General features: G+C 70.5%; 22 protein-coding genes and 1 pseudogene. 12 read left to right on the forward strand and 11 right to left on the reverse strand.

Annotated elements, in window-relative coordinates:
- Nucleotides 1–32: 32 nt before the first annotated feature.
- Nucleotides 33–608, forward strand: a complete 576-nt coding sequence (locus ABEA43_RS15570; RefSeq protein ID WP_345562351.1) for a cysteine dioxygenase family protein — start codon at nucleotides 33–35, stop codon at nucleotides 606–608.
- A 136-nt stretch (nucleotides 609–744) separates the two neighbouring features.
- On the opposite strand, the gene ABEA43_RS15575 is transcribed toward ABEA43_RS15570, so the two are convergent.
- A complete protein-coding gene (locus tag ABEA43_RS15575; protein ID WP_345562353.1) occupies nucleotides 745–1,053 on the reverse strand; it encodes a hypothetical protein in 309 nt (102 codons plus the stop codon).
- 271 nt (nucleotides 1,054–1,324) lie between these two features.
- Here ABEA43_RS15575 and ABEA43_RS15580 point away from each other — a divergent pair, with 271 nt between their 5' ends.
- The 5 genes from ABEA43_RS15580 (at nucleotide 1,325) to ABEA43_RS15600 (ending at nucleotide 8,713) form a co-directional block, all read left to right on the forward strand.
- On the forward strand, nucleotides 1,325–3,520 hold the full coding sequence (locus ABEA43_RS15580) for a protein kinase domain-containing protein (protein ID WP_345562355.1): 2,196 nt from the start codon (nucleotides 1,325–1,327) through the stop codon (nucleotides 3,518–3,520).
- Nucleotides 3,521–4,432: 912 nt separating this feature from the next.
- Complete coding sequence (locus ABEA43_RS15585; RefSeq protein ID WP_345562357.1) at nucleotides 4,433–4,957, forward strand: PadR family transcriptional regulator; 525 nt, start codon at nucleotides 4,433–4,435, stop codon at nucleotides 4,955–4,957.
- A gap of 162 nt (nucleotides 4,958–5,119) precedes the next feature.
- On the forward strand, nucleotides 5,120–5,863 hold the full coding sequence (locus tag ABEA43_RS15590; RefSeq protein WP_345562359.1) for a DUF899 domain-containing protein: 744 nt from the start codon (nucleotides 5,120–5,122) through the stop codon (nucleotides 5,861–5,863).
- 13 nt (nucleotides 5,864–5,876) lie between these two features.
- Nucleotides 5,877–6,923, forward strand: coding sequence for a sigma-70 family RNA polymerase sigma factor (locus tag ABEA43_RS15595; protein WP_345562361.1), 1,047 nt, complete (start codon nucleotides 5,877–5,879; stop codon nucleotides 6,921–6,923).
- A gap of 44 nt (nucleotides 6,924–6,967) precedes the next feature.
- Nucleotides 6,968–8,713 (forward strand): SpoIIE family protein phosphatase, encoded by a 1,746-nt coding sequence (locus ABEA43_RS15600; RefSeq protein WP_345562363.1) that lies wholly within the window; start codon nucleotides 6,968–6,970, stop codon nucleotides 8,711–8,713.
- Between the two features lie 12 nt (nucleotides 8,714–8,725).
- On the opposite strand, the gene ABEA43_RS15605 is transcribed toward ABEA43_RS15600, so the two are convergent.
- The 3 genes and pseudogenes from ABEA43_RS15605 to ABEA43_RS15615 form a co-directional block, all read right to left on the reverse strand.
- Nucleotides 8,726–9,742, reverse strand: coding sequence for a hemolysin family protein (locus ABEA43_RS15605; RefSeq protein ID WP_345562365.1), 1,017 nt, complete (start codon nucleotides 9,740–9,742; stop codon nucleotides 8,726–8,728).
- Nucleotides 9,739–11,094, reverse strand: a complete 1,356-nt coding sequence (locus ABEA43_RS15610) for a hemolysin family protein (RefSeq protein ID WP_345562367.1) — start codon at nucleotides 11,092–11,094, stop codon at nucleotides 9,739–9,741. The genes ABEA43_RS15605 and ABEA43_RS15610 overlap by 4 nt, the downstream gene beginning before the upstream one ends.
- 144 nt (nucleotides 11,095–11,238) lie before the next feature.
- A pseudogene (locus ABEA43_RS15615) lies at nucleotides 11,239–11,655 on the reverse strand (AMP-binding protein); the annotation flags it as partial.
- A 429-nt stretch (nucleotides 11,656–12,084) separates the two neighbouring features.
- On the opposite strand from ABEA43_RS15615, the gene ABEA43_RS15620 reads away from it, so the two are divergent.
- On the forward strand, nucleotides 12,085–13,011 hold the full coding sequence (locus ABEA43_RS15620; protein ID WP_345562369.1) for a glucosyl-3-phosphoglycerate synthase: 927 nt from the start codon (nucleotides 12,085–12,087) through the stop codon (nucleotides 13,009–13,011).
- A gap of 66 nt (nucleotides 13,012–13,077) precedes the next feature.
- Here ABEA43_RS15620 and ABEA43_RS15625 read toward each other — a convergent pair whose 3' ends face one another.
- Nucleotides 13,078–13,650 (reverse strand): TetR/AcrR family transcriptional regulator, encoded by a 573-nt coding sequence (locus tag ABEA43_RS15625; protein ID WP_345562371.1) that lies wholly within the window; start codon nucleotides 13,648–13,650, stop codon nucleotides 13,078–13,080.
- An 88-nt stretch (nucleotides 13,651–13,738) separates the two neighbouring features.
- Here ABEA43_RS15625 and ABEA43_RS15630 point away from each other — a divergent pair, with 88 nt between their 5' ends.
- Nucleotides 13,739–14,962, forward strand: coding sequence for an MFS transporter (locus tag ABEA43_RS15630; RefSeq protein WP_345562373.1), 1,224 nt, complete (start codon nucleotides 13,739–13,741; stop codon nucleotides 14,960–14,962).
- 90 nt (nucleotides 14,963–15,052) lie between these two features.
- Nucleotides 15,053–16,261, forward strand: a complete 1,209-nt coding sequence (locus ABEA43_RS15635) for an acyl-CoA dehydrogenase family protein (protein ID WP_345562375.1) — start codon at nucleotides 15,053–15,055, stop codon at nucleotides 16,259–16,261.
- Between the two features lie 46 nt (nucleotides 16,262–16,307).
- Here the strand turns inward: ABEA43_RS15635 and ABEA43_RS15640 are convergent, their stop codons facing one another.
- The 5 genes from ABEA43_RS15640 to ABEA43_RS15660 form a co-directional block, all read right to left on the reverse strand.
- On the reverse strand, nucleotides 16,308–17,456 hold the full coding sequence (locus ABEA43_RS15640; protein ID WP_345562377.1) for an NAD(P)/FAD-dependent oxidoreductase: 1,149 nt from the start codon (nucleotides 17,454–17,456) through the stop codon (nucleotides 16,308–16,310).
- Between the two features lie 254 nt (nucleotides 17,457–17,710).
- Nucleotides 17,711–18,550 (reverse strand): SDR family NAD(P)-dependent oxidoreductase, encoded by an 840-nt coding sequence (locus ABEA43_RS15645; RefSeq protein WP_345562379.1) that lies wholly within the window; start codon nucleotides 18,548–18,550, stop codon nucleotides 17,711–17,713.
- Nucleotides 18,551–18,577: 27 nt separating this feature from the next.
- The gene (locus tag ABEA43_RS15650) at nucleotides 18,578–19,420 is read right to left on the reverse strand and encodes an NAD(P)H-binding protein (protein WP_345562381.1); all 843 of its coding nucleotides are present in this window, start codon (nucleotides 19,418–19,420) and stop codon (nucleotides 18,578–18,580) included.
- 37 nt (nucleotides 19,421–19,457) lie between these two features.
- Nucleotides 19,458–20,297 carry an SDR family oxidoreductase gene (locus ABEA43_RS15655; RefSeq protein WP_345562383.1) on the reverse strand — a complete coding sequence of 280 codons (840 nt, stop codon included), beginning with the start codon at nucleotides 20,295–20,297 and terminating at the stop codon, nucleotides 19,458–19,460.
- Nucleotides 20,298–20,440: 143 nt separating this feature from the next.
- A complete protein-coding gene (locus ABEA43_RS15660; RefSeq protein WP_345562385.1) occupies nucleotides 20,441–21,808 on the reverse strand; it encodes an NAD(P)/FAD-dependent oxidoreductase in 1,368 nt (455 codons plus the stop codon).
- Between the two features lie 118 nt (nucleotides 21,809–21,926).
- Here ABEA43_RS15660 and ABEA43_RS15665 point away from each other — a divergent pair, with 118 nt between their 5' ends.
- Together ABEA43_RS15665 and qcrB are read left to right on the forward strand one after the other, a co-directional pair.
- On the forward strand, nucleotides 21,927–22,820 hold the full coding sequence (locus tag ABEA43_RS15665) for a LysR family transcriptional regulator (protein ID WP_345562387.1): 894 nt from the start codon (nucleotides 21,927–21,929) through the stop codon (nucleotides 22,818–22,820).
- A gap of 242 nt (nucleotides 22,821–23,062) precedes the next feature.
- Nucleotides 23,063–24,400, forward strand: a complete 1,338-nt coding sequence (qcrB, locus tag ABEA43_RS15670; protein ID WP_345562389.1) for a cytochrome bc1 complex cytochrome b subunit — start codon at nucleotides 23,063–23,065, stop codon at nucleotides 24,398–24,400.
- Nucleotides 24,401–24,588: 188 nt separating this feature from the next.
- On the opposite strand, the gene ABEA43_RS15675 is transcribed toward qcrB, so the two are convergent.
- Entirely contained in the window at nucleotides 24,589–25,317 is a 729-nt protein-coding gene (locus ABEA43_RS15675; RefSeq protein WP_425570266.1) for an ArsR/SmtB family transcription factor, read from the reverse strand.
- A gap of 82 nt (nucleotides 25,318–25,399) precedes the next feature.
- Between ABEA43_RS15675 and ABEA43_RS15680 the strand changes: the two genes are divergently transcribed.
- A complete protein-coding gene (locus tag ABEA43_RS15680) occupies nucleotides 25,400–26,038 on the forward strand; it encodes a flavin reductase family protein (protein WP_345562393.1) in 639 nt (212 codons plus the stop codon).
- Nucleotides 26,039–26,130: the final 92 nt, after the last annotated feature.

A 26,130-nucleotide genomic window follows, 5' to 3' on the forward strand; every position in this document is an offset into this window, starting at 1 on the left:
GGAAGCTGGAGGCACGACACGAGGAGGACACCGTGAACAGACTAACCGTGCGTCCCGCAGCAGACCTGGACGAGCTGGTCGGCGCGGTACGCGCAGCCGTCCGCCACGACGCCGGCTGGCGGGACACCGCGTCCCGCGTGGGCGACGCGCTGAGCGAGCACCTGCCGCCGTCCGAGCTGCTCACCGCCGATCAACTCGCCGGCCGGCGCGGCACGTACGGCAGCCACCGCCTGCACGTGGAGCCGGACGGCTCGTTCTCGATGGTGGCCATCGTCTGGCAGCCCGGCGCGGTGACCCGCATCCACGATCACGTGACGTGGTGCGTGTTCGGCGTGCTGGCCGGCGTGGAGTACGAGGAGCTGTACACGCCCACCGAGGACGGCACCGCCCTGATCCAGGTCGCCGACAACCCGAACCTGACCGGCGAGGTCAGCGGCTTCGCCCCGCCCGGCGACATCCACCGCGTCCGCAACATCAGCGACACCACCGCCGTCTCCCTGCACATCTACGGCACCGACCTGGACCGCATCGGCTCCAGCGTCCGCCGCTACTACGACCTCCCGATCCGCCCCGCGGTCATCGGCGGACGCGGTAGCGCAGGTGGGTGAACGCCTTGACCTCCCCGGCGGTGGCCAACCGGCGGACCAGATCGAGCTCGACGGCCCTGGGCGAGACCACTGAGGGCGTCCCCGCCACACGCGGAGACGCCCTCAGCTACGAGGCCCTTTTTCTTGGGGACGCGCCCTACGACACGTCCAAGCAGCGGACCGCGACGATCGCGAAGAACACCAGCGTCTTCGCGTCCTGGGAAACGACCGACTCGAACACGGAGCATTCCGTGAACCCGTGGTTCGCCGCGTTCTGCCTGGCGGCGATCTCGGCGTTGGCGAGCGCGACGTCCTCGTCCAGCCCCTTGCCGAACCCGTCGAACAGCGCGCCCCTCTGGACGGTGGCGTCGGCCGAGGCGGGCAGCGCGGCGACGGCAGCGACTCCGGAACCGGCCAGCGCCGTGGCAGCCAGCGCGACCAACAGCTTTTTAGCCAGATACTTCATGGGATTTCCCCCTGGTTCGATCGACGAGCCCTACGCCCGATAGGCGTTCCATCCCGTTCCAAGGGGCGGGCGGGTCAGGGCCGCTCTGGCATCGGGGGCGGCAGGCCGAGGCCGAGGAGGACGACGGCCGCAGCGCTTCTGGGCCGCGTTTCCCGCCTGACCAAGTCCTCGCGAATGACTTTCGCTCTTATCTGGAGACATATACCGTTACGAATTGGCTCGAAAGGCAGCTGGGAATGTCCGCCTGCGCGGCCGGCAGAAGGGAATCCCTGTGTCTGGTCCGCGCCCGCTTGCAGAAGGCGATCCCCGGCGAATCGGTGATTACCGACTGATCGGCGTGCTGGGCGAAGGCGGCCAAGGGGTCGTCTATCTCGGCCAGGCGTCCTCAGGTCAACAGGTCGCGGTGAAAACAATGCACGCGCGGATGACCGCCGACTCCACCGCGCGGGAACGCTTTCTGCGCGAGGCCGAGATCAGCCGCCGCGTCGCGGCCTTCTGCACCGCGCGGTTCATCGACGCGGGAGTCACCCAGGAGCGCCCCTACCTGGTCAGCGAGTACGTCCGCGGCCCATCTCTGGACGAGCTCATCTCGCAGGAAGGGCCGCGCACCGGCGGCGGACTCGATCGGCTGGCCATCACCACCCTGACGGCGCTGGCCGCGATCCACCGGGCCGGCATCATCCACCGCGACTTCAAGCCGCGCAACGTGATCATGGGGCAGGAAGGGCCGGTGGTCATCGACTTCGGCATCGCCCGCATGCTGGAGCAGTCCACGACGCAATCCGGCTTGACCGGCACGCCCGCGTACCTGTCGCCGGAACAGCTCAACGGACACCCGGCCGTGGCGGCCTCGGACGTGTTCGCCTGGGCCGCCACCATGGTCTACGCCGCCACCGGGCATCCGGCCTTTCCCGGCGCGCTCCCGGCGGTCGTGATCAACGCCATCATGACCCGCGAACCCGACCTGTCCGACACGCCCGCCCGGCTGCGCCCGCTCCTGGCCGCCTGCCTGGTCAAGGATCCCGCCGCCAGGCCCGATGTCAGCGAGCTGTTCACCGCTCTCACCCACGAGCGGCCCGTCGAGAGTTCGTTCGCGCTTCGCCATGGCCCGGCACCGCTCACGGACTCCCTCCAGGGCGCGCCGGCACCGGACGATGCGCTACCGTCGTCCGCCCGGTGGGGCGACGGGCGTGCCGGGCGCGATGGGCATGGCCGGCGTGCCGCCGCCGAGCCCCGCGCCTCGGCGCGACTGCCCACATCCGAGCATTCGCCGGGTTCCCCGCAGGTGACCCCGCTCCCCGCCGCCCCTTCCGCACGCGGTCGCTTCCGCCGCCTGGGAACGGTGCTCGCGGCGACCGTCGTGGTCCTCCTGATCCCCGTCGCGCTCTGGCTGAAGCCCGCCGTGACGGACCTCTTCACCGGCGTCGCCCGCCCGCCTGCCACTTCGAGCGCGCGGCCGGAGCCGTCATTGACCGCGCTCCCGTTCGGCGCCCTCATCGGGAAATGGCCCAAAGACCATCAGAAATGGGTCCTGTCGATGGCCGTGGCCCAGCTGAACGGCCGCCCGGTGGTCGTCTCCGGCGCCTACGAGGGCACGCTGCTGCTGTCCGACCTGGCCACCGGCACCCTTGTCGGGACCCCCTTGAAGGGTCACCGGGGACCGGTCTGGTCGGTGGCGGTGACCGAACTCGACGGCCGTCCGGTGGCGATCTCGGGCGGTCTCGACGGGACGGTGCGGCTATGGGATCTGGCCACCGGTAATCCCGTCAGAGAGCCGCTTACCGGTCACCGGGGATCGGTCGAGTCGGTGGCGGCAGGACAGCTGGATGGCCGTCCGGTGGCGATCTCGTGCGGTCTCGACGGGATGGTGCGGGTATGGGACCTGGCCACCGGAGATCTCGTCAGCGAACCCTTCGCGGGCCACGAGAAGTGGGCTCTGTCAGTGGCGGTGACGGAGCTCGACGGCCGCCCGGTGGTGGTCTCCGGCGGCTTCGACGGCAGGGTGCTGGTCTCGGACCTGGCCACCGGCGCCGCCGTCGGGAATCCCTTGACCGGCCACCGGGGACCGGTCGAGTCGGTGGCGACAGGACAGCTGAACGGAAGTCCGGTGGCGGTGTCCGGCGGCGGCAACGGCGATCACACGGTGCGGATCTGGGATCTGTCCGCCGGGACGGCCATCGGCAAACCCGTCAAAGGCCACCAGAGCTGGCCCCTGGGCCTGGCCGTCGGGCAGCTCAGTGACGGCCGTCCCGTGGTGGTCTCCGGCGGCTACAAAGATCGCACGGTACGCGTCTGGGACCTGGCCACCGGCGTACCGATCGGCGAACCCTTCAGAGACCATCAGGGCCTGATCGAGTCGGTGGCACTGGCCCAGCTGGACGGCCGCCCGGTGGCGATCTCCGGCGGCAACGACGGATCGATGCGGGTGTGGAGCCTGGGACCGGCATATCCGCCGCCCGGCTCCTGACCGGAGCTCAGGGAAGGCGTCCTACGACGGGCACGTTCTCTGGCCCGCGCGGAATCCCGCGGTGAAGCCTATGTCGTATGCTTCGTCGTCGGAAATTCTCCCGTGCCGGCGGGCCGGGCCGCACTTCGTACCGGCCTCGAATCCCTCGGAGTAACCGTTCGTACAGATTTTCTTCTGCTTCTTCTCGAGGCTGCGGCAAATGGGCGGCGCGGCCTTCGAGGCCGCCGTGACATGACTGTCGCCCGCGCTTATGGGCGACGGAACGACTGAGGCTTGTGAGGTCCCGACCGGCCCGAATACGAGGGCGGCGATCAGCGGGCTAGCGAAAAGCAGACATTTTCCGTGCATCCTCATCTCCTTCCGGCTGCGGGGTCAGCAGTGCGGTGCTTGGGCGCTGTACGCGCTCAGAGGTGCTCGGGGTGCTCAAATTCGCGGAGCGGTCACGAAGCAGACTGCGGCGGCCTCGCAGGGCGCTGCCACCAACGGGTTCGGATCAAGCGCGAAGCAAGACTCACCGCAGTCTGCGGCTCTCGTTGGGGTTGATGCCTCACCAACCCCAACCGCCTCCCCAGTCGCCTCCCCAGGGGCCGCCCCAGCCGCCCCACCAGCGCCGACGGCGACGGCAGCGACGACGACGCCAGCGACGGCGTCCGCAGCCTCCTCCTTCCAGGAAGTCCTGTCCGGCCATCATTCCTCCCTCCGTCGATGTCTTTGACAATTACGACATTAGCTCCTAAATCACGATAAATCGTGATATATGCCACCATTTCGCTCCAGCTTGACGGCGAATTCACTACGTAAAGTCCGCCGCTCAGGAAAGGACCGCGGCGAGCGCCCAGGCCGGCGCGCCGAACCGCGTCATCGTCGAGTGTCTCGAATAGAGTCAACTCTAATCGAGATACACTGTGACGCATGCTGGAGCTGTGCGTCCTGGGGTTCCTCTACGAGCGGCCCATGCACGCCTACGAACTGCGGGCGCGGATCTCCGGCCTGTCCGGGCACATCCGCCCAGTGAGCGATGGCGCGCTCTATCCCGCGCTCGACCGGCTGCGCAAGGCCGGATTCGTCGACAAGCAGGCCGATCCGGGCGGCGGCACCAGGCAGATGCTGTCGCTCACCGAAGAGGGCCGGGCCGAGCTGCTGCGGCGGCTGCGCGACCCGGCCGAGGTCGAGGTCACCGACCGCAACTCCTTCCTGACCCTGCTGGCCTTCCTCGGCCACCTGCCCGATCGGGCCGACCAGGCGCGCGTGCTGCGCAGGCGGCTGGAGTTCTACGACCAGCCCGCCAGCTACTTCTACGATCAGGGGCGGCCGATGCGGGCGGTCGAGATGACCGACCGGTTCCGCAGGGGCATGTTGTCGATGGCCGCCGCCACCAAGCGGGCCGACATGGAGTGGCTGCGTACGGAGATCGCCGCCCTCGAAGCGGACTCCTGACCGCCCAGCGCCTCGGTTCCCCAGCGTGCGGGTGGTCGAGCGGCCGCCATCGCAGGCTCCCGGGCCGGACCGGGCCCGGATCGATGACTTTTCGCCGCGGGGCGCCTCTGTACATGTAGACGGCTGTACTCATGGTCGTTCCTCAGCAGAAAAGAGAGCACGATGCATTCTCCGCAGACGGTCTCCCGTGACGAGTGGCTGGCAGCCCGGCTGAAGCTGCTCGAAAGGGAGAAGGAGGCCATGCGGGCGCAGGACGCGGTCACCGCGCAGCGCCGGGAACTGCCGAAGGTGCTGATCGGCAAGGAGTACACGTTCGAGAGCCCGGCCGGGCGGGCGCGCCTCACCGACCTGTTCGAGGGCCGCCGCCAGCTCATCGTCTATCACTTCATGTGGAACGAGGACTGGGAGGAGGCCTGCCCGAGCTGCTCGTTCCTGGTCGACAACGTGGGCCGCCTGGAACACCTGCACGCGAGCGACACCACGCTCGCGATCGTCTCCCGCACGCCACTGGAGAAGATCGAGCGATGGAAGGCCCGGATGGGATGGATCGTCCCGTGGTATTCCTCGGCCGGCAGCGACTTCAACTACGACTTCCACGTCACCAACGACGAGTCCGTCGCGCCCGTCGAGTACAACTACAAGGACCGGGCCACCCTGGAACGGGAGGGCCTGGCGTACGCGGTCAACGGTGACGCGCAGGGCATCAGCGTGTTCGTCCGCGACGAGGACGCCGTCTTCCACACCTACTCGACGTACGGGCGCGGCGCCGAGGTCATGCTGAGCACCTACCACTACCTCGACCTGACCCCACTCGGCCGCGGCCGCTACGTCAACGAGTTCCCCTACCACGACACCTACGACGGCGGCGGCGCGGGCAGCTCCCACCAGCACGCCCACCATCACTGAGACAGGAGATGGGATGAGCAGCGGGGACACGACCCGGACGGCGCCGCGACCGGCGGACCCGGACGGCGCCGGGCGCGACGAGGGGTTCGCCCGGCTGAGCGAGCCCTTCCGGCGGGAGCTGCTGGCGTACTGCTATCGGATGCTCGGCTCGGTTCACGACGCCGAGGACGTGCTCCAGGAGACCTACCTGCAGGCGTGGCGCGGGTACGCCGGTTTCGAAGGGCGCTCCTCGCTACGTACCTGGATGTATCGGATCGCGACGCGGGCGTGTCTCAAGGCGCTGGAGGGCAACGGCCGCCGGCCGCTGCCCTCCGGGCTGGGCGGCCCGAGTGACGACCCGGACGACCCGGCGCGCGCCCGGCTGCCCGCGGTGCCGTGGCTGCAACCGGCTCCCGACCTGCTGTTCGGCACCGCGCCGGCCGATCCGGCCGCCGTCGTCGAGGCGAGGCAGACGATGAGGCTGGGGTTCGTCGCGGCGCTGCAGTACCTGCCGGGGCGGCAACGCGCGGTGCTCATCCTGCGCGACGTGCTCGCCTGGCGGGCGGGCGAGGTCGCCGCCCTGCTGGGCACCACGACCGCCGCGGTCAACAGCGCGTTGCAGCGGGCCAGGGCGCAGCTCGGCCAGATCGCCCCCACCGCGGACGGGCTCACCGAGCCGGACGACCCGGCCCGGCGGGCGCTGCTCGACCGGTACGCCACCGCGTTCGAGAACGCCGACGTCCCCGCCCTGATGGAGGTGCTGGCCGACGACGCGGTCTGGGAGATGCCGCCGATCCCGACCTGGTTCGCGGGCAGGGAGACGGTCGGACGGTTCCTCGCCACCAGGCTCCGCGCCGCCGGGGGCTACCGGATGATCGCGACGAGCGTCAACGGCCAGCCCGCGTTCGGCTCCTACGCGCGCGACCGCGACGGCGTGTACCGTCCGCACGCCCTCCAGGTGCTGACCCTCTCCGCCGCGGGGGTCGAGCAGGTCGTCGCGTTCCTCGACGCCGGCCTGTTCGCGCCCTGCGGCCTGCCGCCGTCGCTCGACGGCCCTCTGCGGGGACGGCCGGCTGGGTAAGACCACGTCAGGGGCATGATCGGTGCAGCGGAACGGGGGCCGCGATGAGCCATGAGCGGGGGCGCGGGGACGGCGGAGGCGGCCATGGTGGCGGTGACGGCCGGGATGGCGGTGACGCGCCGGAGGGAGAGCTGTTGCAGGCCGTCTTCGCCAGTACCGGAGCAGGTGTCTACCTGACCGGCCTGGACGGGCGGATCACCGCGGTCAACCCGCAAGCGGCCCTGCTGCTCGGCCGCAGCGCGGCGTCGCTGCGCGGCGCGGACGCGCACGAGGTGCTGCACCGGCGGCTCGACGGCACGCTGCCGCCGCGTTCCAGCTGTGAGCTGAGCCGGGCGGTGCAGGAGGAGCGGACGCTGCGCAGCGAGTCCGCCATGTTCCTGCGCGGGGACGGCGCGCTGCTGCCGGTGGAGTGGCTGGCCTCGCCCATTCGCGGCGAGGGCGGGCTGCTGGGCGTGGCGGTGGTGTTCGCCGGCATCGCCGACCGGCTGGACGCCGCCGGGCGGCAGGCCGAACAGCTGGCCCGCCTGCAGGCCCAGACCGGGCAGCTACGGCTGATCAGCGAGATCACCACCGTGCTTGCCCAGACCCTGGACGTGGAGGAGGCCATGCGGCGGCTCGGCCGGCTGCTGGTGCCGCGGCTCGCGGACTGGGCCGCGGTGGACCTCTGCCTGGGGCCGCGGGAGCTGCGCCGGGTGACGGTGGAGTGCCGCGACCGGCGCTTCATGGATCCGAGCTGGTGCAGCCCGCTGCCCGCGCTGCCCGTCTCCTCCCGCGCGCCGGTCGTCCGGGTGCTGCGCGGCCACGAAGGGGCGGTGCTGCTCGGGCCAGAAGAGATCGCCACCGCGCCGGACACGCCGCTGGCGGCCGCGCACAGCGCGCTGTTCGCCGTGCTCGGCGGGCGATCGGCGATCGTCGCCCCGCTGCGCAGCGCACGCCGGGTCGTGGGCGCCCTGACGGTGGCCCGTACAGGACCGTCGCCCTTCACCGACGCCGACGTGCGGCTGATCGCGGACATCGCCCGCAGCGCCGGGCTGGCCGCCGACAACGCGAGCCTGTACGGCCGGCAACGCGACATCGTCGTCACCATGCAGCGCCACCTGCTCACCCCGCTGCCGCAGGTGGATCGCCTGCAACTGGCCGCGCGCTACCTCGCGGCGCCGGTCGGCTCGCAGGTCGGCGGCGACTGGTACGACGCCTTCGTCCTGCCCGACGGGGTCACCGCGCTCGTGATCGGCGACGTGGCCGGCCACGATCTGGAGGCGGCCGGTCAGATGGCCCAGCTCCGCAACATGCTGCGCGCGCTCGCCTGGGACCACCGGGAGCCGCCGAGCGCCGTCGTGGACCGCCTCAACCAGGTGATGGCCGCCGTCAGCGACGCGCCCACCGCGTCGGCGGTGCTCGCCAAGATCGAGCCCGACGGCCACGACGGCTGGCTGCTGCGCTGGACCAGCGCCGGCCATCTGCCGCCGCTGCTGGTCACCCCGGACGGCCAGAGCGGCTACCTGGAGGAAGGGCAGAGCCTGCTGCTCGGCGTCCCGCTCGGCGACGGCGTGCGCCGCCACGACGCCACCCGGCCGCTGCCGCCGGACAGCACCCTGCTGCTCTACACCGACGGCCTGGTCGAAAGCCCGGCCAGCGACCTGGACACCGGCCTGTGCCGGCTGCGCCGCCACGCCGCAGCCCTGGCCCGCCACCCCGTACAGGACTTCTGCGACCAGATCCTCACCCGCGCCCCCACCCCGCGAACGGACGACATCGCCCTGCTCGCCCTGCGCCTGCCCGCCCGCTGATCCCCAGAGCGCTCACGCGGATATCAGCAAGGTGGACAGCAGGTCATCCAGACTGACGATCCCGGCCACAGCACCGTCTCCGTCGGCGCGGACCAGCGCGACCTGGCTGCGGGCGGCGCGCATCCCGGCCACCGCCTCGGCGACCGACACATCAGGAAGCAGGGCAGGAAGCGGGTACGCGAGCCGCCGGGCCGAGACGGACGTCCCGCGCCGGTGGGCGAGATAGGCGTCGCGGAGGTGGACCACGCCGGCCGGATCGGCGATCGGGCCGGCGATCAGGCGGGAGCGCCCGGCGCGCAGGCAGGCGTCGATGATCTGCGGGGGCGTGGCGTCGGCGGGCACGGTGACGACCCGGTCCAGCGGGGTGATCAACGGGGCGATGGCGGCGGTCGGGGCGCGCAGGGCCTGGCTGAGCACGGCGTGGTCGTCGGCCTCGATGAGGCCGAGCCGGCGCGACTCCGCCACCAGGTGCTGGAGCTGGGCGGGGGTACGCGGATTGGCGCCCTCCTCGCGCGGACGCACCTTGAACAGCCGCAGCAGGCCGTTGGTGATCGCGTTGAGTGCGCTGATCAGGGGACGGACGAGCAGGGTGAAGCCGCGGAACGGCAGCGCCAGGATGGTGGCGGAACGCTCAGGATGGGCGATGGCCCACGACTTGGGCGCCATCTCGCCGAGCACCATGTGCAGGAACGTCACGACGCCCAGCGCGATGACGAAGGCGACGGTGTGCGCGGCGGCCACGGGCAGGCCGGCGGTGTGGAAGAGCGGCATAAGAGTGCCGGCGATGAGCGGCTCAGAGACCACGCCGAGGCCGAGCGAGCACAGCGTGATGCCGAGCTGGGCGCCGGCGAGCATCAGCGACAGCTCCTTGATGCCCGACAGCGCCGCGGCGGCGGCCCTGCTGCCCTGGGCGGCGGCCTTCTCCAGGCGGTGGCGCTTGGCGGCGATCAGGGCGAACTCGGCGGCGACGAAGAACCCGTTGCCGATCAGCAGGAGCAGGGTCAGCGCGAGGCCGGTGGTCAGGTTCACGACTGCTCCTGGCTCTCGTGGCTTTCGTGCCGGTAGGGGGTGAGGCGGACGCGTCCGGGGACGTGCCGTACGAGGGTCAGGACCTCGGCGCGGGCGTGCGTGGGCGCGCCGGGGTCGAGGGTGGCGGGCAGCTCGGCGGTGATGGTGTCGCCGGGAGCGGCGAAGCGGCCGAGCCGGTGCAGGATGAGCCCGGCGAGCGTGTCGTACTCGTCCTCGTCGGGCAGGTTGAGCCCGGTTTCGAGGGCGATCTCGTCGATGCGCAGACCGGCGTCCACCTCCCACGCGCTGTCCCGGCGCAGCGCCTGCGGGGTGTCGGCGTCGTTCTCGTCGGCGATCTCGCCGACCAGCTCCTCCGCGATGTCCTCCCACGTGACGAGCCCGGCCAGGCCGCCGTGCTCGTCGACCACACAGGCGACCTCCTCGTCACGCTCGTGCAACTGCCGGGCGAGATCCGGCAGCGAGAGGGAGAACGGCACGATCAGCACGTCGCGGGCGATGCCGGAGATACGGGTGGCGGCGGCCTCCGCGGCCGGGACTGCGGCCACGTCACGCAGGCTGACCAGGCCGATCACCTCGGCGAGCGTGGGGCCGATCACCGGGTAGTGGGTGTGACCGTGGGCGGCGATGAGCTCGTCCAGGTCTCGTACGGTGGCCGTGCCGCTGACGGCGATCACCTCGACGCGCGGGACCATGACCTCCTCGGCCGTGTGCTCGGAGAAGGCCAGCGCCCGCTCCAGCACGCCGGCCTGGCTGCCCGGCAGGTGGCCGTGGGCTTCGGACTCGCCGATGATGTGGCCGAGCTCCTCAAGGGTGGCGCCGTGGTGCAGCTCCTCGACGGGCTCGATGCCGACGGCGCGCAGCAGCTTGTTCGCGGCGGCGTCGAACAGCTTGATGACCGGCCCCGCGATCGTGAGATAGACCATCGTGGAGCCGGCCAGGGCGCGGGCGAGCCGCTCGGGCCTGGCCAGCGCGAGGTTCTTGGGAGCCAGCTCGCCCAGCACCATCTGGATGACGGTGGCCAGCGCGAACCCGATCGCCAGCGCGACGCCGCCGACCATGCCCGCGGGCAGGCCGAGCGCGGTCAGCGCGGGCGCGATCAGCTCGGCCAGCGCCGGGCGGGCGATGAAGCCGACCACCAGGGCGGTGACGGTGATGCCGAGCTGCGCGCCGGACAGCATGAACGACAGCCGCGCCATCACCTCGACAGCCCTGGCCGCCTTCCTGTCGCCTCCGGCGGCCTGCTGCGACAGGGCCAGGCGGTCGGCGCTGACGTAGGCGAACTCCTGGGCGACGAAATAGCCGGTGGCCGCCGTGAGCACGAAGATGGCCAGCAGGCCCAGTGCCACACTCACCTGGCTCGTCCCTCCCTGCCGGGCGGCTGGCGGCTGCTCATTGAGCCAGGTTCGTTCGGGTTTGCTGACACCGGCACCCCATCGTCGCTCTTCCTCACGCTTGGATGGACGGTAGCCGATCCCCGTCCGCCGGGGGCGACCGGCTCACGGTCGCGTTGTCGCGGGGTCGAAGAGCGCGCGCTGTGTCGCCGACGTCGCCGACGTCGCCGGCGCGCAGTTCGCAGGCGTACCCGGCAGCCTCGTCACCGAGGGGTAGGCCAGGCATGCGGCGCCGGCCGGTGCCGCATGCCTGGCCTCGCGCCCGGGTACCGGCCGCGCTCGGGGGACCGCGCCGTCCGGGCAGCTCAGCACCCGGCCCGCGTACGTCCCCTCCAGCGCCCCGGCCTGGGCGGCGGACACGAACAACGCTCGCATGCCGCAGTCACGCACCACATGGGCGATCTCCGCGTCGGCCGACGCCGCGTCCAGCGGCACGCGGCACACCTGGAGCCGGGCCGGCGCCAGGTACGTCACCACCCATTCACAGCCGTGCGGCAGGCACAGCCCGGCGAGATCGCCTTCCCCCGATCCCGCGGGCCGCGAGCCTGGCCGCCCGTCCGTCCGCCAGCGCCGGCGACTCGGCGCGGCTCACTGTGCGATCGCTGCAGATCAGCATGGGAGCGCGGTCGTGTCCAGGTCAGGGCAGGCCGTCGGCGCCGGTGCCGAAGCGCGTCCGCATGCGGGCTGCGGAGGATACGGCCATGAGGGTTCTCCATTCGGTGCGTGGGTCCCGGTGATCTCCCGGGCTGCCGGTGCCTGCCTCGGCAGGGTTTCGTCGGCAACCAAACAACTACCCAGAGTAATCATTGCCAACCGTTGGTAGTCGGCTGGATCGGTGGTGACCTCTGGAGGGCGGGGATACTCGCAGGTGAGCGGCAGGGTTCGGGGTGCTGGGCGCGGCGGCCGACCACCACATAAGCTGACATATGGGGATACGGGGGGAGGGGTCGCATGCTGCCTGAAGTGTGCGGATGGTTGCGGCACCGTACTTCGTCCGCCGGGGACTGGCAGCTCCAGGACCTGGTGGCCGCCAAGGGGCAGACCACGGTGAGCGTGGTGCTACCGGCCCGCGACGAACGGGAGACCGTGGGCGAGATCGTCGGAATCATCCGGCGCGAGCTGGACGGGCTGGTCGATGAGATCGTGGTCATCGACTCGCGTTCCTCGGACGACACGGCGCTGGTCGCCGCGCGGGCCGGGGCCGTGGTGCACGCCCAGGACGAGATCCTGCCGCAGCTCAAGCCGCTGGACGGCAAGGGCGAGGCACTCTGGAAGTCGCTGGCCGTCACGTCGGGGGACGTGCTGGTGTTCGCCGATGCCGATATACGGAAATTTCGTGCTTCGCTGATATTCGGGTTGCTCGGGCCGCTGCTCGCCGACCCCAGCGTGGTGTACGCGAAGGGCTGTTACGACCGTCCGCTCGACGGCGCTCCGACGGGCGGCGGCCGGGTCACCGAGCTGGTCGCCCGCCCGCTGATCAACCTGCACTGGCCGGAGCTGGCCGGCTTCGTGCAGCCCCTTGCGGGGGAGTACGCCGGTCGCCGCTCCGCCCTGGAACGCGTGCCGTTCCTGACCGGGTACGGGGTGGAGCTGGGGCTGCTGATCGATCTGCTCGACCTGGCGGGGCTGGACGCGTTCGCCCAGGTGGACCTGGGGTCGCGTGAGCACGCGCCGCAGTCGACGGAGGCGCTCGGGGGGATGGCGTCGCAGATCATGCTGGCCGCGTGGTCGCGGCTGCGGCGTCAGGGGAAGATCGAGGGCGGCCATGAGCCGTCCGACCGGCTGGCGCAGTTCAGACGGGCGCCGGACGGGCACGACGTCACGGTACGGGACGTCGGGATCGGCGAACGCCCGCCGATGATCACCATGGCATCCTGAACGCGCGCCCGAGAGGTGGCCGCCTGAACGCGCGCCGGGAACGGGTCAGTTCTTGCCTCCGGCGCGTCACTTCAGGCCGGCGGCGACGAAGGCGGCGACCTGGTCGCGCAGCGCGGCGTGGTCGTCGGCGTCCTCGCCCAGAATGATTCGCCCGAGCTGCGGCATCATCGACGGGAACAACGCCAGCCCCGTCAGCATGAACAGCATCCGCGCCGACTTCGCCGAAGGCTGCTCGCCCGCGCCCTCCGCCAGCGAGGCCGCCTTGCGTCCGCAGCGCTCGACCCTGGCCTCCTGTCCGGGCAGCAGGTCCTGGCCGCGGTAGTTGAGCGCCTCCCACATCAGCAGCCGCACCAGCTCCGGATGCGTGTTGTAGTAGTCGGCCAGCTTGGCCACGTAGTCCACGGGATCGGCCCCGGGCAGCGCCATCTGCGAGGTCAGGTCGTCGAGCGCCTCCCGGATGACCGCGTCGAACAGCTTCTCCTTGTTGCCGAAGTGGCCGTAGATGCGTTCTTTGTTGACGCCTGCGCGCTCGGCGATGCGATCCACGCGGGCGCCCGCCACGCCGTACGCGGCGAACTCCTCCCGCGCGGCCTCCAGCAGGGCGGCCTTGGTGGCGGCGGTCGAGACCTTGGGTGCCATGGTGACCATCATGCCACGACCAACTGGTTGGTTGTAACCCAACCGTCCAGTTGACATCCAACTGGTTGGTTGGCTAGCGTCCTGCTCCATGACATTGACTTCGCCACGCGCTTCTCGCGCTCCACATGACGCCGCACTTCCGGCGCCGGCCGCCGCCGCCCGTCCGGCCGTAGCGCCGTTCGGGCGCACGCTGACGGCCTTCACGCTCACCGCCGTGCTGGTCAGCGGACAGCTCTACGTCGTGATCCCGCTGCTGCACGACATGGCCACCGGCTGGGGCTCCTCGGCGGGCGGGCTGACCTGGCTGGTGACCGCGTTCGGCATCGGTTACGGGGTGGGGTTCCTGGTGTTCGGCCCGCTGTCGGATCGCATCGGGCGGCGCAGATTGCTGATGATCGGTTTGCCGCTCGCCGCGATCACCACGGCGCTGGTGGCGTTGAGCCCGTCGCCTGAGGTGGCGTTCGGGCTACGGGCGGTCCAGGGGATCGCGGTGGCGATGTTCCCGCCCGCGGGCATGGCGTACCTGGCCGAACGCGTCGAGCCGCGCCGCCGGGTGGTCGCGATCGCCTCGGTGACCGGCGCCTTCCTCGCCTCCGCCGTGATGCTGCAGGTCGCCGCCCAACTGCTGGTGGAGTCGATCGGGTGGCGTGGCCTGTTCCTGATCTCCGCGGCCGGTTTCGTGCTCGCCGCGCTGGCGCTGCGTGCCGTGATGCTGCCCGACCTGCCGCGGGTGGCCGCCGGGTCGTTGCTGTCCACGTACCGGGCGGTTCCGGGTCTGTTGTTCGACCGCGTCCTGCTGCTCCGCTATGTGGCCACGATCATGCTGATGGTGGGTTTCGTGGCCGTCTACACCGGACTGCAGATCTACGGCGTCACCTCCCCGTCCGAGCTGCTCACGCTGCGCGCCTCCGGGTTGCCGGCCATCGTGCTGGTGCCGCTGCTCATGCCCTGGCTCGCCAGGATTCCCATGACGATCAGGGCGGCGGCGTTCCTGACGGTGGGCGCCCTCGCGCTCGCCGCCGTCGGCCTCACCGGCGGCGCCGCCCTGGTGCTCCTGCTCGCCGTCTACGTCGCCGCCATCACCGGCGGCCTGCCCAGCATGAACGAGGCCATCTCCGCCGGCGCGGGGCAGGCGCGGGGGACGGCGCTGGCGCTCTTCTCCTTCGCGCTCGCGGTCGGCGGCAGCGTCGGGCCGCAGGTGGCCGCCGCGTTCGGCGGCTTCACCCCGCTCATGTACGGCCTGGCCGCCGGCATGGGCGTGGCCGCCCTGGCCGTACTGGTCTCCGCACGCCTGGTCAGGCCGCGGCGGTAGGCGGCCGAGATTCCTGGGGACAAGGCGTTCCTGGGGTGGCTACTGGCCGGTAAGGTGTTACCACCGGTAACTCTTCGAGGAGCGCAGCGCATGGGCGGGTTCAATCCGGAGCTCAGTGACGACGTGGTGGAAGTGCGTGACTGGGTGCACGCGTTCGCCCGCGACGTGATCCGCCCGGCCGGCGCCGAATGGGACGAACGCGAGGAGACGCCCTGGCCCGTCATCCAGGAGGCGGCCAAGATCGGGCTGTACTCCCTCGACTTCTTCGCCACTCAGTGGTTCGAGGAGAGCGGGCTGGCGCTGCCCGTGGCGTTCGAGGAGATCTTCTGGGGCGACGCGGGCATCGGCCTGTCCATCGTCGGCACCGGCCTGGCCGCCGCCGCCCTCTCCTCGAACGGCACGCCGGAGCAGATGGGGGAGTGGCTGCCGCAGATGTTCGGCTCTCCGAACGACGTCAAGCTCGGCGCCTTCTGCGCCTCCGAGCCGGACGCGGGCTCCGACATCGGCTCCATCCGGACGCGCGCCGTCCACGACAAGGGCGACTGGGTGCTGAACGGCGTCAAGACCTGGGCCACGAACGGCGGCATCGCCAACGTCCACGTGGTCGTGGCCTCGGTCGAGCCCTCGCTCGGCACCCGTGGCCAGGCCTCCTTCGTCATCCCGCCCGGCACCCCCGGTCTGTCGATGGGCCAGAAGTTCCGCAAGCACGGGATCCGCGCCTCGCACACGGCCGAGGTCGTCCTGGACGACGTACGCGTGCCCGGATCGTGCCTCCTGGGCGGCAAGGAGAAGCTGGACGCCCGGCTGGCCCGCGTACGCAATGGGGGACGGGCCGGGGAGCAGTCCGCGATGCGCACGTTCGAGACCACCCGCCCGTCGGTCGCCGCGATGGCCGTGGGCATCGCCAGGGCGGGCTTCGAGTACGCCAGGGACTACGCCAGGGAGCGGGAGCAGTTCGGCCGCAAGATCGGCGAGAACCAGGCCATCGCCTTCCTGCTCGCCGAGATGGCCACCCGGGTGGACGTCGCCCGCCTGCTCACCTGGCGGGCCGCCTGGATGGCCAGGAACGGCAAGCAGTTCGAGCAGGCGGAAGGGTCGATGTCCAAGCTGGTGGCGGGGGAGACGGCGGTCTGGGTGACGGAGCAGGCGATCCAGATCCTCGGCGGCGCCGGCTACACCAGGGAACACCCGGTGGAACGTTTCCACCGGGACGCCAAGATCTACACCATCTTCGAGGGGACGTCGGAGATCCAGCGGCTGATCATCGGCCGCGCCGTCACCGGCCTGCCCGTCCGCTGATCGCGTCGCCGGAAAGAAGGGTTCCGGTGGTCCCCCGTGGAGGCGATCATGCCATTCGGGTCGCGCGGCCGCCCTTGAGGGACAGCGGCAGCTGGGCCCAGCGCTTGAGGATCGCGAACTCCTTCCAGGGGCTGCTGCTGACCGTCTCCTTGTAGAAGACCGCCCACTTGCCCTTGAGGTAGAACCGGGCGGGCGTGTCGTCGGCGTGGGTGAACTGGATGACGGCGTCGCGGCGGCCCAAAGACACGGGCTGATGCACGTAGCGGAAGCGGAACGCTCTGGGCTCCTTGCCCCGCACCTCACGCGCGAGCGAGGCGGCGGCGTGGGCGCCGGTCGGGATGCCGCTCTGGCACGTCCCGTGGATCACGCCGTACTTCTGGCGGATCGCCGCGGCGTCGCCGATCGCGTAGACCTCGGGGTGGGAGACCGAACGCAACGTGGCGTCGACCACGATCCGGCCCCGCCCGTCGACCTCGAGCCCGGCCTCGGCGGCCAGCGGCGACACCTTCACACCGGTCGTCCACAGGACCGCGTCAACGGCGACGAGCTCGCCGCCGTTCAGCTCCACCGCTTCCGGCAGCACCTTGGTCACGGACACGCCGGTCCGCACCTCGACGCCGAGCCGGTCGAGCACGGCCAGCAGGTAGGTACGCGCCTTGGCGCCCATCATCGCTCCGAGCTCGCCCCGGCTGAGCAGGACGACCCGCACGGACGGGTGCTGCTCGGCGATCTCGGCCGCGGCCTCGATCCCGGTCAGGCCGCCCCCGCCGACGACGACGGTCGCGCCCGCCACCAGGCGGGAGGCGAGACGGGCGGCCTCGTCCGCGCTGTTCAGCGTGACCGCGTGCTCGGCCACGCCCGCCACCATGCCGGTGTCGGCGACGCTGCCGAGCGCGCAGACGAGCTTGTCGTACTCCAGCGAGCGGCCGTCGGCGAGCGCCACCCGGCGGGCGCCGGCGTCGATCGCGGTCACCCAGCCTTGGACGAACTCGACGCCCGTGCCTTCGAGCATCTTCGGGATCCGCAGATCGGCCAGCTCCTGCCCGGTGGCGACCTGGTGCAGCCGCAGCCGCTCGGTGAAGCGGGTGCTCGGGCTCACCAGGGTCACGCGGACGTCCTCGCCGCGGGTGCGGCGCGCGACGGCGGCTACGGCGGTCATTCCGGCGTATCCCGCTCCCAGAACCAGGATGTTCATGGCTGATGTCCTCATCAGTCGTAGCGGGTCCGCGGTGTGGCGGACCCGCCGGTTGGTAGCCGGCCGGCGGGTGAGCGCTTGTGTGTCCTGGACTTCGAGTCCTGATGAAAGACAGTGCCCCCTGCCAGCCGGCCGGGAAAGTTGTTCGCTTCTGTGATGTCGTGGCCCGCCGACAGCGCCGGCGTGACCAGCACCCGGTCGACGAAGACCAGAGTGTGCTTGATGCGAAAGGCGGTACGGCCCAGCCAGGCTGCTCAGCCGGCCCGGCCATGAGCCTCCACCGAAAGGTCCTGCCAGTCGTCCCAGGTCTTGAGCCGGTCGGCATAGGCCTGCTGGACCATCGGGTAGAAACCCTGGCCGAAGAGCACCCGCAGAGGCGGGTCGCCGGCGTCGACGATCTTGAGGAGTGCTTGAGCCGCGGCGGCCGGATCGCCGGCGGGCAGCTTGCCCGCGACCCCGGCGAGGGCCCGGCGGAGACCGTCATAGATCGGGTTGGGCTCAACCTTGAAGCCGTTGTCGAGCGGGTTCGGGTTCTTGCCGGACCTGGTGGCGAAGCCGCCGGGCTCGACCATGGTCACCTTGACGCCGAAGCCGGCGACCTCGCCCGCAAGGGATTCGTTCAGAGCTTCCAGCGCCCACTTCGAGGCGTGGTACGCGCCGCCGAGCGGCATGGCGATGAGCCCGGCCGCCGAGGACATCTGGATGATGTGCCCCGACCCCTGCTCGCGCAGGTACGGGAGCGCGGCCTGGATGACCCAGATCGCGCCGAACACGTTGGTCTCCAGCTGATCGCGCAGTTGCTCCTCCGTCAGCTCCTCGATCGCACCGAACTGGGCGTAGCCGGCGTTGTTCACGATGACGTCGAGACGGCCGAAGTGCTCCTTGGCCCGCTTCACGCTCTCGAAGACGGCGACCTTGTCGGTCACCTCCAGCTCCAGCGGGAGCACCGCGTCACCGTAGGCTGCGACCAGCTCATCAAGGCTGCCGGTGTTCCGGGCGGTCGCGGCCACCTGGTCGCCGCGAGACAGGGCCGCCTCGACGAAGTTGCGGCCCAGACCGCGCGACGAACCGGTGACGAACCAAACTTTGCTCATGATCTCATTCCATTCTTCGGGTGGTGATCAGCGGCCGAACGCGCGTGCGTTGTCGTGTGCCCAGTCGGCGAAGGTGAGTGCGGGCCGGCCCAGCAGCTCTTCCACGGTGGCGGTGGTGGGGCCCGGCCGGCCGGCGTAGTCGGCCAGCGAGCCGAGCAGGCGGGCGGGGACCTCCTCGGGCAGCCCTTGGGCGAGCATCCCCTGCCGTACCTGCTCAGGCGGGAGCTCCTGGAACGACAGCTCCCGGCCGGTGGCGGCGCCGATGAGGCGCACCTTCTCGAACTGGTCCAGTGACTGCGGCCCGGTCAGCGTGTAGACCTGTCCGGCGTGGGCGCTGGTGCGGAGGGCTTGTACGGCGACCGCCGCGATGTCGGTTTCGTGGATCGGGGAGGTGGCGGCCTGGCCGTACGCGCCGCGCACCACGTCACCGGCCTTGACCTGGGGTGCCCAGGCCAGGGCGTTGGCGGCGAAGTCGGCCAGGCGCAGGATCGTCCAGTCCAGGCCGGAGCTGGTGAGGAGGTCCTCGGCGTGCTTGAACTGGGCGGCGAAGCGGGCTTCCCCGGCTGGATACTCCACGGTGGTGGCCGACAGCAGCACCGCACGCCGTACACCTTGGTTGGCGGCCAGCTTCAGCAGGTCGCCGAGGCCGGGGCCGGTGGCGCGCGGGCTGATCTGGATGGCTTCCGCTCCTTCCAGCGCCGCCTCGAGCCACTGGGGATGGAACAGGTCTCCGTTGACGGCTCGTACGCCGTCAGGAAGCCGGGTCTCGCGGGGGCTGCGGGTGACCGCGGTGACGGCGGCGTCGTCCTTGAGCAGCTGGTTCATCACCTGGCGTCCCACGACGCCGTTGGCTCCGGTGATCAGGATCATGGCGGTTGTCTCTTTCTGCCGATGCGGGGACACAGCGTCAGGCCGGCGCCGGGCCGAAGTCCTGCGCGCGGGAGGCGACCCACTGGCCGTAGGTGAAGGGCGCCCGCCCGGTGATCTCCTCGATCGTCGGCAGGACCGGTGCGGTCTTGCCGTCCCATTCGGCGAGCCCGTTGATCATGTCGTCGATCACGGGGGCAGGCATTCCGTGGTGGAACATCTGCTCCCGGAACAGCTCGTGAGGCAGCTCGTCGAAGCGCAGCGGCCGCCCGATCGTCTCGGCGATGATCCGGACCCGGTCGATCCCGGTCAGCGACTGCGGCCCGGTGAGCAGGAAGGACTCGCCCACGCGCTGATCGAGGAGTGCCCGGACGGACACGGCGGCGATGTCGCGCGGGTCGACCGGGGCCATGGCGGCGTTGCCGTATATGCCGCGGACGACGTCGCCGGCCTTGATCTGCGGCGCCCAGGCCAGGTCATTGGTCGTGAAGTAGCCGGGGCGGACGAACGCCCACGCCAGTCCGGAGGCGGCGACGGCCTGCTCCAGGCTCAGGTGCTGTTCGCCGATCCACGAAGGTGTGGTGTACGTGACCGCCGCGGACGACAGCAGGACGACGTGCTGCAGGTCGGACAGCCGGGCCGCGTCGAGGAAGGCGTCGAGCCCGGTGAAGACCGGGAACAGGAATGCCCGCTCCACGCTGTCCAGCGCCTCCGACAGGGTGTCCGGCTGGGTGAGGTCGCCGGGCACGACCTCGACCTGCTCGGGGAAGGAATGGCCGCCGGGGTTGCGGGTGATGACGCGTACCTTTTCGCCGGCGTCGAGCAGCTGGGTGACGATGTGGGATCCGACGTTTCCGGTGGCGCCGGTTACCAGGATCATGATGGAGATCTCCTCTATTCGGTGAGTCGGCCCGTCGGGTCGAGGTTGGGGGATGAGCGCGGCCAGGTGGGCGGGCTCTGCGGCGGGTTCGAGCAGGAGTTGCGGTCGCCTTGGCCACGAGCCGGACTCCGTGCCGCGCTTGATCAGAGAACGGAAAGAGGGGTGCCCGCTTCGGCGTGCTCACCCTGTGGCGAGCGGGTCGGGTACACCCGCCGGGGGAGCTCGGGGTCGGGGCTGTCCAGCGGTACGGCGTCGCCTCTGACCAGGCCGAGCTGCACGACCTGGCGCGGCAGTACCGCGTTCAGCAGCAAGTCGGCGGCGACCCGGATCCGGTTGCCCGGCATGACGTACAGGTGGTAGCCCCGGGTGACCAGCTTCGCGGCCACTCCGGACAGTGGCACGCCCAGCGGGTCCGCCGCCGCTTGCCAGCCGCCGAGGTCGACGAGGAAGCCCAGCAGCCGATGCCGGTACGGCTTGGCGCCCCGGCCCAGTCCCAGTGAGGCCGCGACGTTGCGGGCCACGGCCTTGCCGTGCCGTTCGGCGTGCTGCCCCGTCATCGGGGTGACCTCGTCCGGACCGGCCAGGTCGGGCACGGCGGCGGCGTCGCCGGCGGCGTAGATCTCCGGGTGGCCGCTCACCGCCATGTACTCGTCGGTCTGGATCCGGCCGCCCGCAGTGGGCAGGCCGAACGTGTCGATGACCGGATCGGGACGGACGCCCGTGGTCCAGACGATGGTCCTGGCCGGGACGAACTCGCCATCGCTGAGCAGCACCCCATCCGGTGCGGCCTTGCGTACGGTGGTGCCCAGCCGCAGCTCGGCTCCTCGCTTGCGCAGGACCCGCTCGGCGGTCCTGCCCAAGGAGGGGCGCAGTTCGGGCAGGAGGCGATCGTCGTACTGCACGACGATCCAGCGCACCGGCACGCCGGCCAGGCTCCGGTACTTGCGCAGCAGAGACCGGGTGAACAACTGGCCGACGGCGGCCGTCTCGGTGCCGGTGTACCCCGCTCCGACCACCACGAAGGTCAGCCGGGCCCGCCGCTCCTCCGGGTCGTCGGCGACGGCGGCCAGCTCGACCTGCCGGATGATGTGGTCGCGAAGATAGAGAGCTTCGGGCAGACCCTTCAGGCCGTGGCTGTAGGTCTCGCTACCCTCGATCGGCAGCACCTTGCTCACCGCGCCCACGCTGACGATCAGCCGGTCGTAGCCCACCTGCCGCGATCGGCCTTCGGAGTCGACATAACGGACTTCTCGCTGACCGGCGTCCAGCCCGGTGACGGTGCCGGGCAGCAACCGGGTGTACGGCAGGGCGGCGGCCAGGGACACCGCGACATGGCGCGGGTGCACGATCCCGGCCACCACGTCCGGCAGCAAGGGCTGGTAGAGCATGAAGTCGGTCGGGTTCAGCAGGGTGACGTCGATCTCCCGCCGGTGCTTGCGGTTCAGAACCCGCGCGGCGTTGTAACCGGCGAAGCCGCCGCCGATGATCACGACTCGCGCTCGATGCGTCATGGTCTTTCTCCTCAGTCCGCTGGATGCCGCCTCTCCAAATGGTGGATTTTCGGGTGATCCGGATCAACGACGCAGTTCGCTATGATCCGGTAAGCCCGACTTACCGATGGAAGGCGACGTGGAACTACGGGACATCGAGGTCTTCCTGACGCTCGCTGAAGAGCTGCACTTCGGCCGCACCGCCGAGCGCTTACGCATCACCCACGCGCGGGTGAGCCAGGTGATCAAGCAGCAGGAGCGGAAGATCGGCGCCGACCTGTTCTACCGGACCAGCCGCAGCGTACGGCTGACCCCGATCGGCGAGCAGCTCAGAGACGACCTCCGGCCGGTCTACCGGGAGCTGCACGAGAGCATGCGGCGAGCCACCCTGGCCGCCCAGGGCAAAACCGGCGTGCTCCGCATCGGCATGATCCCCAGCTTCGCCCACGACCTGCGGCCTTTCTGGGACGCCTTCCGTGCCCGGCACCCCCAGTGGGGCCTGCAGATCCGGCACAACCTCTTCATCGAACCCTTCAAACCACTGCGCAGCGGCTCGATCGACGCCCTGATCAGCTGGTTTCCCGTCGAGGAGCCGGACCTCACCGCCGGCCCCGTCATCTGGACCGAACCCCGGGCCCTGATGGTGGCCGCCGACCACGAACTGATCGAGCGTGGATCGGCCAGCCTCGAAGCACTTGCCCATTACGGCGTCTGCGGGCCCTCGATCACCCTGCCCGACTACTGGGAAGACACCGCGGTGCCCTTCAGCACTCCCAAGGGCCGCACGGTCACGCGCACCATGCCGATCACGACCTGGGACGAAATGGCCACGCTGATCGCCGACCGCCAGGTCGTTCAGCCCGTTCACTGGCACGCCATCCGCTACAACGCCCGTCCCGACATCGCTTACCTGCCTCTCCGGGACGCCCGCCCCATCAGCTGGGGCCTGGTCTGGCGCACGGACGAGGAGACCTCTGCCATCCGCGGTCTCGCCCAGGTTTTCCGAGACCTGGGCGCGCTCACTTTCGACTGAGCGGGCTCCCGAGGCTGATGGTGGCAGCGCCGGGAGCGGGATCCTGTTTCCGGCAGTAAGCCAGGCTTACCAGTGCATGGCGTGATCCGTCGTTGATCCTCATGGCCCCCGAAACCCACGATGGGCGGCATGCGATCAACGATTGAGAACCTTCGCCGTGACTTCGGCGGCGACATCACCGAACGGATCGGCGGCGGTGCTACCTGCGGCCAGGTCGCGGGTCCGCAGCCGCCGGTCCACGCATGAAGGGCCTCCTCGTACGGCTGGCCCGGCCGGGCGCGCGGATGGACCACTGGTCGTTCCTGTTCGGCCAGATCGCGATCCATAGCCTGATCGTGCTCATCGTCACCGGCGTCTTCCTGACCTTCCTGTACGACCCCGACACCACCCAGGTGATCTACCAGGGCGTCTACACGCCGCTGCGCGGTGTGCCCGTCAGCCGTGCCTTCGACTCCACCATGGAGATCAGCCTGGAGGTACGCGGCGGCCTCCTGATCCGGCAAATCCACCACTGGGCCACGCTGATCCTCGTCGCCGCCATCTGCCTGCACCTGCTGCGGCTGTTCTTCACCGGCGCCTTCCGCCGCCCCCGCGCTCTGAACTGGCTGATCTGGGTCGGCCTGTCCCTCCTGGCGATCGCCGCGGGCCTGACCGGCGGCATTCTGCCCGACGACATGCTGTCGGGCGGCAGTCTCGCGCTGATCCAGGGGGTGACCCAGTCGATCCCGCTCATCGGCACCCACCTGACGGGCCTGCTGTTCGGCGAAGCCGTACCGGGAGACCGGGTGATCCCGCTGTTCTACTGGCTGCATGTGTCACTCATCCCGGTGATCATGATCGGGCTGCTCATGATCAGAGGCAGGCTGGTGCGGCGGCACGGCCGCACGCACTACCCGGGCGCGACCTACGTGCCGCCGCTCAGCTCGCTGGCGTTGTTCTTCGCCACCTTCGGGATGCTCACGCTGCTGAGCACCGTCGTGCAGATCAACCCCATCTGGCTGTACGGCCCGGCCGGCCCGAGCGCCACCAGCGCGGGCGCCGTACCCGACTGGTACATGGGTTTCCTGGACGGCGCCCTGCGCATCATGCCCGCCTGGGAACCCGTCGTCTTCGGCCACCCGCTCTCCCTGTCGATCCTCATCCCCGCTCTGGGCATACCGGGCGCCTTCTTCACCGTCCTGGCGGCCTACCCGCTCATCGAACGCAGGCTCACCCGCGACCGTGCGCTCGACCATGCACTGGACCGGCCCCGCGAGGCCGCTGTCCGGACCGCGTTCGGCGCGGCGGGCATAACCTTCTTCGGCCTGCTGTGGACGGCGGCGGCCAATGACCAGATCGCCTACCAGTTCCATCTGTCGCTCTTCGCCGTCACATGGTTCTTCCGCGTCGCGGTCCTCGCCGGTCCCGTCGTGGCCTTCGAGATCACCCGCCGGCTGTGCCTGGCCCTGCGGGCGCAGGAGCGGGAGGAACGCGCGCACGGCATCGAGACCGGCATCATCCGCCGTTCGTCCCATGGCGGATACACCGAAGTGATCACCACCTCCCCCGCGCAGGAGCGAATCCCTGCCAGTCGACCCTGAGAAGAACCACCTCGTGATTCCGGTCGCCGGCGCCGCCGGAATCGTCGGCTCCCACCTCGTCCGCAAGATCGAGTTGATTGGGCTCGACACTCTCGTAGTGCCCGTGGAGCAAGGACACCACGTTCCTGCGGGCCCTGACGTGCCCGACTGGGCCGGCCACTGGCCGAACCCCACGGGCCGAGGGGGAGTCAGCGTCTGTCAGCTGGGGTGAGTGCCTCTTCCGGTATGCCGAGCTGCCGGTGGAGGGCGGTGTGACCGGTGGGGGTGAGCGTGATGAGGCGGCTGACGCCGTTCCTGGTCATCCAGCCCGCGGCAAGCATGTGACGGTAGAACGCCGCACCGAGCGCTCCGGCCAGATGAAGGCGCTGTTCCGTCCAGTCCAGGCAGGTGCGGACATGCGGGTGCCAGCCCGCCGGCAGCGGGTCCCGTGCGATGCCCTGTTCGACGAGCCAGGCGATGCCTTGCTCGCTGAGCCGCGGGCCGTGCTCCTGCGCCTCCCAGGCCAGCAGCCCGTGCTCGGTCATGGCGTCGGTGATCGCGACGGCCAAGGTGCCGGCCAGGTGGTCGTAGCAGATCCTGGCGTGGGCCAGGGAGCGGCGGCGGTTGGCGTCGGACAGGGAGCGTACCGGGGCAGGGCGCTGCGGAGCGCGGGCGGCGAGATTTTCGATCAGCTCGGCTGTGTCCGCCCCCGCCAGCCGGAGATAACGGTGGCGGCCCCGGCGCTCTTCCGCCAGCAAGCCGCCACCCACGAGCATGTTGAGGTGTTCCGTTGCCGTCTGGATGGATACCCCGGCGTAACCGGCCAGTTCGCTGACCGTCCACTCGTGGCCGTCCAGCAGGGCCAGGCAGAAGGCGGCACGGCTGCGGTTGGCCAGCAACCCGGCCAGCGCGGCCACATCAGGGTTGCCGTCGGGCATGTCTCGACTGCTCACGACCCCCATCTTCCCAAAGCGTCACTTCGGGGATCGCCGAAGCGTCCCGCCCTTACGGTGGGCCGTCATGACCGCAGAAACACATGTGACGGCTCCTGCCCGCAGGCACCTGGTGATCAGCCCCAGCATCCTCTACTTCGGCACACCGGTCGCGTTGCTGACCACGGAGAACGACGACTCCACGGTGAACCTCGCCCCCGTCTCGTCGGCATGGGCGCTGGGCCAGGCCGTCGTCCTGGGGTTGATGAGATCGAGTCAGACCGCGCACAACCTCATGACCAGACCCGACGTGGTGATCAATCTGCCGGCGCCGGAGATGTGGTCCGCTGTCGAGCGTCTGGCCACGCTGACCGGCCGGGACCCGGTGCCGGAGGACAAGCGGGAGCTGTACCGGCACGAGCGGGCCAAGTTCGAGGCGGCCGGCCTGCTTGCCGAGCCGTCTCACCTGGTTCGGCCGCACCGCGTCGTGGGCTGCCCTCTTCAACTGGAAGCGCGGGCAGAACGCGTCCAGCCCGACGTGACTGATCGGTTCTTGATCGTCGAGGCTCGCGTGCTGCGGGTGCACGCGGACTCCCGCATCGTCGTGCCCGGCACCGATCATATCGATCCGACCGCTTGGAGCCCGTTGATCTTCAACTTCCGCCACTACCACGGGCTCGGGCCCGAGCTGGGCCACAGCTTTCGGTCTCAGACGGTTCGTGTCTGACTGGCGTGGCCGGAGAGGAGCACGCCCGGCCGACGAGTCGAGCAACCGGAAAGCCCACCCTGATCGCCGGCCTCATGCGTCGGGCGAGATCC

Source organism: Nonomuraea rosea (genome assembly GCF_039539705.1).
Classification (GTDB): Bacteria; Actinomycetota; Actinomycetes; order Streptosporangiales; family Streptosporangiaceae; genus Nonomuraea; species Nonomuraea rosea.